Source organism: Proteiniphilum sp. (assembly GCF_034331125.1).
Taxonomy (GTDB): Bacteria; Bacteroidota; Bacteroidia; order Bacteroidales; family Dysgonomonadaceae; genus Proteiniphilum; species Proteiniphilum saccharofermentans.
This window is the reverse complement of sequence record NZ_JAXQGC010000039.1, coordinates 76,556-88,554: the sequence shown is the minus strand read 5'-3', so window position 1 is coordinate 88,554 and position 11,999 is coordinate 76,556. Positions and strand designations below refer to the sequence as shown.

The following is an 11,999-nucleotide window of genomic DNA, read 5'->3' as shown; positions in this document are numbered from 1 at the left end:
ACCTTGAGGCGGTAGCCCCATTTTTTTCTGAAATTTTATCCGGTCAGTAGTGATTATTTTATTCATTACATTCGGATTCTTTCAGGATAATGCTGCTGATGGTGACTTCGGCATTCGCAGGATTCCCCCCAAAGTCAAATACCAAATTTATCTTATCAATGTCAATTCCATCCATAGCAGGCATCTTAAACACATAATCCTCATACGCGGTAAGATCAATATTCTTAGTGAAGAAGAACGTATTGTCATCATCGACTTTGGTGAGTTTGACAGTTACTGACCTGATATCCTTGTTTGAATTAAGGATACAGCGGAAATCATACTTATTCGCAGCGCTGGTCGCAATATTGTCAGTATTGAAATGCACCTGTGCCTGCCATTGGGCAAATGTTTCTTCGGACAACGTAATCTTGTATGAGTTGCCGTCAGCCACGAAGTCGGGGTCTGCTATCTGGTTCCAGCCCGGGGCATAATAAAAGAAGTTCGTATAGCTAACCGACTTCCACATATTGCAGTCCGAGTCCGGCAACCAGTTCACATCATCTTCTTCAGGTTCTTCGATGACGGTGCCGTCGTCGCAACTATGCTCTTTCAATACGACACGGCTCACAGTAACGACTGTTTCTGCCGCATTACCGCCAAAGTCGAGCACAAGGCTTACCTTCTCCATGTCAATACCGGCCATATCTGTCTGAATAAAGGTATAATCTTGATATGCTTTCAGTGAAATACTTTCCTGGAAGTAATACACTCCATCATCTCCCGTCTTAACCAGTTTTACTGTTACATTGTTGTGATCCTTGGTAGAATTGAAGATAGTCGAAAAATCATAATTCGTTGCCGCATTAGTAGATAAGTCAGTCAGGAATTTCACTTGCGCCTGCCACTGGTCGGAGGTGGCCTCGGGCAAGGTAATCTGATAAGAATTACCGTTGTCGGCAAATCCGGGATCATCTATCTGGCTCCAACCCGGGGCATAGTAAAACTCGTTGGTGAACGTTGCCGTCTTCCACATGTTGCAATCATTATCCGGATCATAACCGCCCGGTTTTGTTTCTTCACCGCTTGTCAGGATATAATGCCACGCAATGGATCCGTTGTCCGAAATCAGCTCTATTTTGGTAGGTGAAATACCTGCCAGTTTATATTTCGGAGTATTGTAAATATCGTCGTTGGCGATATAAGGGAACAGCGTGTGTGCCGGGAACGTCAGGTAAATGTCGTTTCCTTCCGCGACAAAATCATAGGTGGTTACCTGTTCCGAAACGGCCGCCATAAAGTCATTCCCATCGTTGGTATTATACTCGCTGAATACGGAACAACCGGCATTCACATACACCGTGCCTCCCACACCCGGATTATAGGTATAGTCCATACCTGTTGTAAAGGTAAGTATATCGTCATAAAGCCCCCAAGCTGCTTTCTCGTTAGGCGACGCGCTCCACCAGCCCGTCCCGTCTGTTCCCGATTCTCCACAAGCCAAGTGCGCAGGTTCGCTGGCAGCAATTGACCATGTTTTGCTTTCAGTTCCGGCAAAGAATGTAATGTACTTGTCAAAGTCAACCATCGAGTTGTCAATCGTAAACGTCTTGATGATGGAACCATCGCTGATACCGTTTGCATTCCCGATCTTGATCTCTACCGTATAGGTGCCGGCGGTACTATAAATTTTGGTAAGCCCGTTCACTGTGGAATAGGTGATTTTACTTTGTTCCTCAAAAATCCATACAGGATAAGCAGCCTTATTATTTAATGTGAACGTTACCTGGTTGATTTCCTGGTCGACAGTGATATTCACGTCAATATCCGCGGCCAGGGGAATACCAGCCTCATTCGGCGATGTAAAACCATCCGGGGAACAGCCTGCCAGGCAAAAAGCTATCGCCGCCATCAAGAGGGTAACCCTTATATAGCCATATATATTTTTCATAATTCTTCTATTTTATTTAATAGTTATTCTGAGTTAACGTACCTTGCGCCGCATCAATCTCATTTTGAGGAATGGGCAGGTATTTTTTATTGGGTGTCCATGAGTTTGTACGGTACTGTCCATCCGGAACAAGCACGGTAGTTGCTTTACCGGTACGTACCAAATCCCAGTAACGTTTTCCTTCGCCCACAAATTCCAACCGTCGCTCCTGAATGATATTGTCTACCGTGGCAGGAATGCTTCCCAATCCCGCCCTGTCGCGTACTTCGTTTAAATAGTTCTGTGCCGTTCCCTTACCTGAAACACCGCGGGCTAAAAGCTCGGATGCGTACAATAATGTTTCCGCATACCTGTAAACACGGAAATTGTTATTGTAGTTCATATCGGCATCAGCAGCATGTCCTGCATTACCACCCACACGGGGCAGGTACTTCCTTAAAAAATATCCGGTATCCTGATAACGTCCTGTGTAAGTAGCACCAGTGGAAACGGTATAGTCGGCAAAATTAAGGATACCCCCATCGCGACGTTCATCGGCTTCGTCATACATTTCGTAAGTTTCCACGCGAACCGGTTCAAATCCCCATCCGCCTTCATAATCCGGACTGCTGCCCAGATTGTTTATGCCTATAAATTTCGGATAAACTGAACCACCGGCGCCAGTAGCATTGTCCCAGGCGCGTTTACCGGCAGTAGAAACATAATTGATCTCGAAAATCGACTCGGTATTCCATTCTCCCGCTTCTTCCCAGATTGAAGCAAAATCGTCTACCAGGTCGTAGCTGCCGGAAGCGATGATCTCTTCCATATAGCTGAGAGCTTTGGAGTATCTGCTTTCGTCCTGCTGGTACATTACCACTTCAGTATAGAGCATATATGCCATGGCTTTCGATACGCGTCCATACCATTGGGCCGTTGTACGCATAGGTAATCCCCCGTTATCGATCGCGTCTTCCAATGATGTTATTATTCCGTTATAAACATCATCGGCTGCGCTTTGCTCATGTATATAAGGAAACGAGAGATTCTGTTCATAATAGGGAATATTGCCCCACAATTTCCACAACCACGCATAATAGAACGAACGCAATACTTTTGCCTCGGCTGTATAAAGAGCCTTATTCTCGTTAGAAATATCAATTACATTTTCAATGTTTTCCACTACAACATTTGAACGGTTTACACCGGAATAGAATGTTGTCCAGAGATCACTTACCACAGAGGTGGGCAAAGCGTTGTAGTTAAACATACGGTGCAAATAAATACAGTCGTTTTCATCGGCTCCCCCGACGTAAACGTCATCAGCCATCACATCTGAGACCAAACCGATATGCGTATATTGCCCCCATGCATAGTCAAACCATTTTAACGGGTCGTATGCGGCAACAAGAGCTTCAAAAATCCTTTCATCCGAATTATAATATTCGTCAACAAAAACCTTGTCGGGCGATTCTACATCCAGAAAATCAGTTGTGCAGGACGTTCCCGTCATACCCAACAGTATGCAACTTATTAAAATTAAAATATATTTTTTCATACGATAGTCAGATTAGCAATTAAAAATTTAAATTTAACCCGAATGTATACGTTCTTGCCTGAGGATATATACCCCGGTCAATACCGATCTGTGTACCTCCGGCGGAGATTTCGGGATCAAACCCTTCATATTTTGTGAGAGTCAGCAGGTTTTCAGCTGCTACAAAAAGGCGCAAGCTTGAAATCAGAAGATTTTTCGTCATCCCTCTGGGGAGCGTATATCCCAACTGTATGTTCTTCAACCGCCAATACGAACCGTCTTTCACGTACAAATCGGACGACAGCCAGTTGTTATTATCATCGGTAAAGGTGAATCGCGGAATACGGTTGGAAGTCCCTTCGCCGGTCCAACGATCCAACATATACGAAGGCAGGTTGATATAAGCGATATCCGTACGGCGCGTCGCATCAAAAATATCGTTCCCTTGTGTACCCTGCCACATCATGTTGAAATCAAAATTTTTCCATGCAACAGAAAAATTCAAGCCAAATGTCCAGTCGGGCATACCTTTACCGATTTTGGTCTTGTCGTTATCATCAATTTTACCATCTCCGTTTATATCGACGAAACGCACATCGCCCGGCACCGCTTTAGGCTGTATCAAAGACACATTTCCATCGGCATCGGTATGGGTATAACTGTTGATTTCATCCAGGTTCTGAAAAATACCGTTGGTCTTATACCCGTAGAAGAAAGGGAACGGCTGGCCGTTTTCGGCTCTTGATACGGTTCCCACATTCTGGTAATTGTCGTAATTTTCGAATCCGGTTTCATTACCCAATTTAATGAGTTTATTTTTCAGGTAGGTAGCATTCCCCCCGATACGGAAGTTAAAGTCGGATACCTTGAATCTATAGCTTGTTTCGAATTCAAAACCGGAGTTTTCCATTTCTCCGACGTTACCCCAGGGTTTGGATTCACCCACATAAGAAGGGATGGGCATTACCATTAGCATACCGTCCGTAATTTTCTTGTAATAATCACCACTGAATGTTAATGCATTTCCAAGCAATCCGAAGTCAATACCGATATTGGTCTGTATGGATTGTTCCCAACGCAGGTCTCTGTTTGCCAGTCCGTTTGGTTTGGTACCGTTGAGCAGTCTTATGGCATCACCTGTCCCGAAGAAATAATTATTTCCGGTTTGGGTAAGCGCTACGTAGCGGAAATCATCGAGATTTTCGTTACCGTTTTTACCCCATGAAAACCGGAGTTTTGTGCTGTTCAGCCAATCGGGACGGTTTTGTGCAAATTCTTCGTTCATAATATTCCATCCCAGCGAGAAGGAGGGAAAGGTGGCCCAGGGATTGTTGGTCCCGAACCTGGAAGAACCGTCGCGGCGAATAGTTGCCTGAAACATGTAACGCTCGGCATAGTTGTAGCTTAACCGTGCGAAATAAGAAGCCAGGGCATGAGGATTAGTAGCGCCTCCGTAAACCGACATGTCGCCGTTAGCAGCGGTACCGGTCGTAAAGTTAATATTCGCCTTGTTGGGATTTTCTTCCACCATATAGTAATTGCTGCCACCCAACTGGCGTCCGTTGGTTTTCTTCGCCGATTGTCCCAACAGTACGGTTACGTTATGTAGTCCGATGGCTTTATCGTATGATAATGTGTTCTCTAACTGCCATACTAAAGAACGGTTCATCTCCGACCATACGGATGATTTCTCAGCCTTATTGGATTGTCCCAGGTAATACACGGGAGTCCAACCGTCAGTACCCCAGAAAGCCAGATCCGTTCCAAACGACGACCGAAATTTCAGATTATCCCAAATAGTCAGTTCGCCCCAGAAATTGGCAATAAACTTGTCGGCATTTCCTTTCTCGCCCGGTAAAGTCAGCGCGGCCAACGGATTGACAATTTCATTATAGTCTGAGCCGGCAATGGTATAGATACGTCCGTTATTTTTATCGCGTACGGGACTAAAATTCGTTACGTTGGCATATCTTTCGAATACGGCATCCTCGTCTTCTTCATAAATTCCGAGGATAGGCGAGAAAGCAAGTGCACTGCCCAAAGGTGAACCATACTCCGAATTAGTGGTAATACCTTGCGACTGGATGCGCGAATAGGCCAGATTGGCGCCAAAGGTGACATTACTTAACCAGTTACGTTCATTCTTGGCATCCATGAGCACATACGTATTGTTGGAACGCAATGCAAGGCGTTTGTAATTGGAGCGGTCGAAATTTCCACCGACAATACCTTCCTGCGAATAATAACCTGCTGACAGGTAATAGTTGAGCCGTTGCGTGGTACCGCTCGCGCTGAACTGATGCTGGACTAACGGTGCATTATAATTGAAAACTTCCTTTTGCCAGTTTGTACCTTCCCCGAAGGAATAAGGATCGGCATAAAAGGGTGAATTTCCCCCGTTTATCCTGCCTTCGTTCATCAATATCGCGTATTCGGTGGCATTCAGCACTTCCCGTTCTTTCCAAGGGCTTTGCATCCCGTATGAGAAGTCGTAGGTAAAACTCACTTTTCCCTCTTTCCCCTTTTTCGTAGTAACGAGAATAACACCATTCGCGGCGCGCGTACCGTAAATAGCTCCCGAAGCGGCATCTTTCAATACTTCTATGGATTCAATATCGCTCGGGTTAAGGTAATCAATACCTCCGTCAATCGGCATGCCGTCCACAATATAAACAGGATTGGAATTGTTAATGGTTCCGATACCACGCACACGCACCTTTGCTGCGTCACCGGGCTGACCGGAAGCGGAAGTAACGGTAACACCTGCTGTAAGCCCTTTCAACGCATTATCCACCCTGACGGGAGCCGTAAAGGCGAGATCATCGGCAGTTACACGACCAATAGCAGCGGTTACCACACTCTTGCGCTGCACGCCATAGCCAATCACCACCAATTCATCGAGCACTTCGGTATCTTCCTGCAATTGCACGTTAAGTACTGTCTGATTGGTAATCGTGAATTGTTGTTCTAAGTAGCCGATATAAGATACACGAAGCGTAGCTCCTCTCGGTACGGATAACGCATAATTCCCATCTATATCAGTTACGGTACCAATCGTAGTTTCCGGAACGGAGATATTAGCCCCAATAACCGGATCATCATTTTCATCAGTCACCCGCCCGCTCAGACGTATTTCCTGTTGCGGAGCCTGCGTTGTTTCACTTGTTGCGGCCGTCGACTTATCAAAAATATAAATTTTGTTGTCTCTCAGCTCGTAACCGATATTACGGGGTGTAAACAACTGGTCCAACACCTGCGTAAGATCGGTATCGGTCACTCTGATAGTTACTGCATCATTCAGATCCACCACTTCCTTGCTAAACGCCAGGGTGTAGTCTGTCTGTTGGGTGATACTTTCCAGTACAGTTCTCAGATTTGTTTGGCTGAAATTCAGGTTCACTTTTTGTGCCGAACTGATTACGGTACTCAGCACAAAGAGCGACATCAGAATCATCCATCGCCTTTTCATTGGAATTTTTCCCATGGTTTGTTCTACATATTAAAAATTAGACATTAAAAATTTTTCACCTCACTAGAATTAATCTATCTCTCTACTTTTTATTACAGATACTGATTTAACACTTTTGAATGCTTGTTATCGCTTCTTTATAATAGACACAGGGAAAAAGAAAAAGGATGAGTAAAAAATAAAAATTTAACAAAACGATAAGAAAAACCGCAAAAAAAATAATGATAAATCCTTTGAATAACAGGGTGTAAGATAAAAAAAGAGAGACAAAAAAGGTCACAAAGATCCGGAGAAAAAGGGTCGAAGGACAACAGAAACAATATCCGAAACATATAAATATTATATCGGTCAATCGGAAGCGAAGAAGCGTTTTATATTTATTTTTCTCTCTTTCACTTCGATCTCAAAAGGATCGAGAACTGTAGTTTTACCGGCTTCGATCGTGAAAGTACGGGTATAATCTTTACACTCGGAGTGTTCAGGCAATGTTTTGGTATCGAAGGTAATGGTATAGGTTCCCATGGGCAGGAAAGTGATAAATTTTCCGTCGGCATCGGTGACAACGGTTTGAACAACTGTTCCGTCGGTATTTATTACTATAAATCGAAGACCTTCATACCTCGGCAGAATCTCCACACTATTCTCATCACTGATATAACCGACACTTCCCTGTAATGTACCGCTTTGTTTGAGGGAAATATTGATCACCGTTCTGGCACTTTTGGCAGTGATTTTCTTCCGGTCGAAGAACCAGCGTCCCGTCTGTATCGGCTTCACTATATACTCGCCGTAGGGTACCAGCGAGTAGCGAACCTTTCCTTCTTCGTCCGAAATAAAGGCTTTGTTATCAATGTTCAGCAGATAGCCTCCGGCCGGCTCATCTCCGTCATCATAACGGTTATTGGCGTTATGGTCGTAATAGACTTGAGCGACTACCTTGCTTTTCCGCCCCTTCATCGGCTGCGATTTGCTGAAATTCCATGTCACTCCCACCTGCACGTTGAACATATTACTGCTATTGATAAACGTGTATCTGTACCAATAAGCGTTCATAAAAAAAGCCATATTATCTTTTGCAAAAAAGTTTGCAGTAAGGTTCGCCGACGGCACGCTGCCCTGATACACATCATGGCTGAAGTTGATACCTGACGAGAAAGATAATTTTTTAGAAATATTTTTATTGATGGAAACCGAAGAGGTAAACCGGTTGAACTCCTTATGCTGTTGCTTCGCCATCATATATTCATAGAGATAGTAAGCTCCTTTCTGGTATGAGGCGTCTATCATCACTTCCCGGAATGAGTAATTCAGGGTTGTTTTTGCCTGTCCCGAACGGCCACCCTCCAAAGGATCGGCAAAAAATCCAGCCTCCAGTGTGCCGAAGAGGGAGTGCCTCGCATTGGGACTTTGCCATCGCCCTTGCCATCCCATGCGATGAGAAACCATTCGCACATTCCCTGAAACAGTTCCTTCATCGAGCCATGAGGTGTATGAGGGGGAACTTTCACCTTGATGCCGGTAATAGAGTGACGACGTTACTCTCCCTAATTTTGGCAATGAAAGCATGATATTTCCATAACTGTTTTCCGACCGGTAAGTATAGGTGTAGGCGTATGATTTAGGCGCCGTTCTGTTGTAACCAATACTGCCGCTGATATAGGTGTTTTCAGACAATCTTTTGTTGACTCCCTGCGTGAAGGAGAGAGTTCCTTTTCTGCTTCCGGGAAAATATCCGTCGCTGTAATAACCCGATCCGTCCAAAGCGACTCCGAAAGGTAGATTACCCCTGTACCTAAGTTCAGCCGCACCGGAGAATTTGCTGTCCGGCAGGTTCTCATAGCTGCTCAATGCTCCATGCGTCTCCATATGGATGCTCCAATTTTTCCCTAACAAGCTTCTCCACTGAAGGCCTCCTACATTATATATTGCTTTTTCATAAGGGTTTTTCTGGTAAATATAGGTTGCTTCCATACCCCTATCTGAATTATTGTCTCCTAATGCGCCTTGTATGTAAAACGAGTAATACTCGGTAAACCATGGCTGTGAACCTATCAAGTTAAAATTCTGATCGACCGCCCCGAAAGTGAGCGTTTTTCTCCTGTCGGCAGTCGACAATATTGCTTTTGCGCCCCGGCCAAATAGCGGTAACTCCGTCTGTTCACTCACGTTGCCAATAGTGAACTCATTCTCTTCAAGCTTATACATCAACGAGGTATTGGTAATCATGGGTGTATGGCCGGAATTGTATTTGTAGATATTCCCTTTCAGGTGGAGATAGCCTGCCGGCAGGTTCATATATCCCCCACCCTGTAATTGCAGCATATTCGAAGTAGCATTGTACTGCCGGTAGCTCAATGTAACGGAATTGTCGGCCAATCCCTGTCCGGGATACAAATTACGGGCGGGATTGGTATCTATATACTTCCTATCTGTAAAAACATTCTGCACGGTAACGGTCTTACTCCCAAAAATCGTTTTCTCCCTCCCTTTCATGGCAGTGATATGCACCGAAAATTGTCCCGATGAAAGGAGATTGCCACTGGGAATAAAGCTGTGGATAAACCGTTTCTGTTCCATAGGCGCCATGGTGATTTTCATCTCTGTAAAAGCAGGTGCTTCCCGCAGGTTGGGAACATTAAACACCAATGTCACCTCCTGATATGTGTTTCCGCTGTTATTCACCGTTACATGCACCCGCACCGAATCCTCCGGACGGGTTATCATCAGTGGGGCGTCATCCGTCATGAAAAATATCTGCTCCCGCTCTTCAATATCGATGTAGGTTTCCCGGGCCAGCACCCTTTCCTTTTTTTCATTGAGAATGATATACCTGATAGCTTTTCTTCCCGCACCGATATCCTTGGCTGCAATTAACCGGTAAGCGACAAAAACACTGTCGTTCTGAGCAACAGAAATCTCCCGTTCACCCTGTGAAAGGGAACGGAGTTCCGAGAGTGGATCCAACAGGACAGTTCCAGTGAATATCTGCTCCGATCGATTGGTTATCTTCAGGATATGACTTATAACCTGTGCATTAACCGAAGACTCCCGTATCTCCAAGCCGACCGGTTCTTCCGCAACAGATTGAGCCTTTATTCCGTGGAAAGTATAAAGACTGATGAGCAATAATCCTGTGAAGCAGAGCTTTTTTCTATTGCGGAACATTTGCTATCGGGGAGAAATTTCATACATAAGCGATGTCTCGTATTGTTCGGGAGGAACATTGAACAGGCGCGAATCATTCGCTTCGGTAAAATAGGTAATATCAAAATTTACAGGTGTACCCCCGGTAGAGGGTCCCTCCAGTATGGTCTGGGTACCAGTAGAAAGCGTACGGGAATATATATTTCCGGTTCCCCCGCTTAATTGCAGGTGAACAATATCCAACGGTAAAGTATTGCCGGCGGAGGAGGAGAAATGAGAGGATACGGATCTTACCGTAACCTGATAGGCAGTAGTGGCGGAAACAGATAATCCGTCAACATAAGTAACACTTTTGCCGTTGATATAATCCGCCATCGTTCTAAATTCCAGCAGTCCATTAGATGCTTCCGTAGAAACCCGGATGGTGTACCGTTTCTCTTCAGGAGGAGGATTACCCAGATTGGTTACCTGTATCTTAAAAGTATGTTGCAGTCGGGCTATGGGTATATTATTTTTATCGTATAGCGTATATTCTATCTGAAACGGATACTCTTTCCATGCCTGCAGGGAATTCAAATAGCTGCCGGGAGCGACCGTCAGATTAAATCCCATAATAAAATCAAAATAATCATTTTGATTTGGGCTGTTGTTTATGATGGGGGCATTGGAATTGGGAACAAGGTACACTTCATTCGGTCCGTTTTGAAATGGAACGGATAAAGGCATTCCTACCTGAGTAACGCCGGGGACGGGTCCCGGTTTCAAATTACCGGATGTTCCGGTCGGGGAAAAACTTATTTTGTCTGCAGGAAATTCATTCCCTCCGTTTACAACCGGGTAGTTTACTATCCGGGCGGATAATTTCCAGTTCTCGAAAGTAATATTTCCATTACCGCTGATTTTCAATCTGGTAATATCCGATTGTGATACGGCACCTGAATAGGAACCCACGCTAAGATAGTCGGATCCTCCCTGCCATGTCAGATTCACCTGACCGTATGCCGATATATGGAATAAGAGAAAAAGAAGTTCTATGTATATGAATAGCCTACTCATGAGTGAACTGCAGCTCTGCGGCTTCTATCGTGGTGCGGTCACCGTAATCGAGCATCACGGTGGCGGTATATCTTCCTTTTTCCAGCTCTTGCCGGAGAGGAATCTGCATGATCCGGCGGTCACCAGGCATCGTATAAAAATCGGCCGCTTCTATGTTCAATTCTTTACCGTCACCCTGGTTGAACAGACTGGCGCTCGCACGGCCGTTAATCCAAATATTACCCACATTGCTGAATAAGAGCATCAGCGAATTGGTCTCCTTATCGTATGCCAGATTCTCAATTTCCACTTTCTTTATTTCCGGAGCGTTGCCTTTACGGTATATTTTTATTCCCTGGCGGACATTGATCTTGATGGCTGCTCCCTGCGTATCTACGCCATCTACGGGATTCATCTGCGTTACAAATAGCATGGCCGTCTGTACATTCGCGTCACGGTCGATTTCCGCAGGTATGGTCATAGTCAGATCGATCTCCCGGCTTTCTCCCGGCTCAAGGGTCATATACATGCCACCGGGCAGGCTTAGCCAGCCGGCACAGGAATTATCCAGTGAATCAGGCGGGAACATAAGGTTGCCACCATAACTATCGTATTCCCAATCCCCCATTGTAAGGGAGAAATTGAGCGGATGATCTTTACTGACATTGCTGACCAGTACTTTCTGTGATCCTGTCTCTCCCGGGTCCAGACTATAATATACCCGCGGCGGAGACACCGAAATCCCTACCTGTGAAAAGACGGTGGAAGGAATTATGAAAAAAAGTCCGGCAAATAGTAAAAAACAGTGGACAAACAGATATCTCATCGATTAGAATATTTTATTCAGTCGGGTCGGTCGTCCCTATTGATTGTTAAATACAAGTAATAATACCCTATTGAATATA

Annotated in this window: 6 protein-coding genes; all 6 read right to left on the bottom strand. The window is 44.9% G+C overall.

The genetic code is table 11. From position 1 onward, the window contains the following. Positions 1-58: 58 nt before the first annotated feature. On the bottom strand, positions 59-1,930 hold the full coding sequence (locus U2P89_RS09410) for a hypothetical protein (protein WP_322191254.1): 1,872 nt from the start codon (positions 1,928-1,930) through the stop codon (positions 59-61). A gap of 16 nt (positions 1,931-1,946) precedes the next feature. Further along, positions 1,947-3,467: a RagB/SusD family nutrient uptake outer membrane protein gene (locus tag U2P89_RS09405; RefSeq protein ID WP_322191253.1), complete on the bottom strand. Its 1,521-nt coding sequence runs from the start codon at positions 3,465-3,467 to the stop codon at positions 1,947-1,949. 19 nt (positions 3,468-3,486) lie between these two features. Continuing rightward, the gene (locus tag U2P89_RS09400; RefSeq protein WP_322191252.1) at positions 3,487-6,930 is read right to left on the bottom strand and encodes a TonB-dependent receptor; all 3,444 of its coding nucleotides are present in this window, start codon (positions 6,928-6,930) and stop codon (positions 3,487-3,489) included. A 333-nt stretch (positions 6,931-7,263) separates the two neighbouring features. Beyond that, on the bottom strand, positions 7,264-10,080 hold the full coding sequence (locus U2P89_RS09395; protein ID WP_322191251.1) for a carboxypeptidase-like regulatory domain-containing protein: 2,817 nt from the start codon (positions 10,078-10,080) through the stop codon (positions 7,264-7,266). Positions 10,081-10,083: 3 nt separating this feature from the next. Continuing rightward, the gene (locus tag U2P89_RS09390) at positions 10,084-11,115 is read right to left on the bottom strand and encodes a hypothetical protein (protein WP_091908632.1); all 1,032 of its coding nucleotides are present in this window, start codon (positions 11,113-11,115) and stop codon (positions 10,084-10,086) included. After that, a complete protein-coding gene (locus U2P89_RS09385) occupies positions 11,108-11,920 on the bottom strand; it encodes a molecular chaperone (RefSeq protein WP_092025674.1) in 813 nt (270 codons plus the stop codon). Before U2P89_RS09385 ends, U2P89_RS09390 begins: the two co-directional genes overlap by 8 nt. Positions 11,921-11,999: the final 79 nt, after the last annotated feature.

Bases quoted from the DNA above. Each gene is read 5' to 3' on its own strand.
- U2P89_RS09410 (WP_322191254.1), bottom strand. From the start codon at position 1,930: ATGAAAAATATATATGGCTATATAAGGGTTACCCTCTTGATGGCGGCG.
- U2P89_RS09405 (WP_322191253.1), bottom strand. From the start codon at position 3,467: ATGAAAAAATATATTTTAATTTTAATAAGTTGCATACTGTTGGGTATG.
- U2P89_RS09400 (WP_322191252.1), bottom strand. From the start codon at position 6,930: ATGGGAAAAATTCCAATGAAAAGGCGATGGATGATTCTGATGTCGCTC.
- U2P89_RS09395 (WP_322191251.1), bottom strand. From the start codon at position 10,080: ATGTTCCGCAATAGAAAAAAGCTCTGCTTCACAGGATTATTGCTCATC.
- U2P89_RS09390 (WP_091908632.1), bottom strand. From the start codon at position 11,115: ATGAGTAGGCTATTCATATACATAGAACTTCTTTTTCTCTTATTCCAT.
- U2P89_RS09385 (WP_092025674.1), bottom strand. From the start codon at position 11,920: ATGAGATATCTGTTTGTCCACTGTTTTTTACTATTTGCCGGACTTTTT.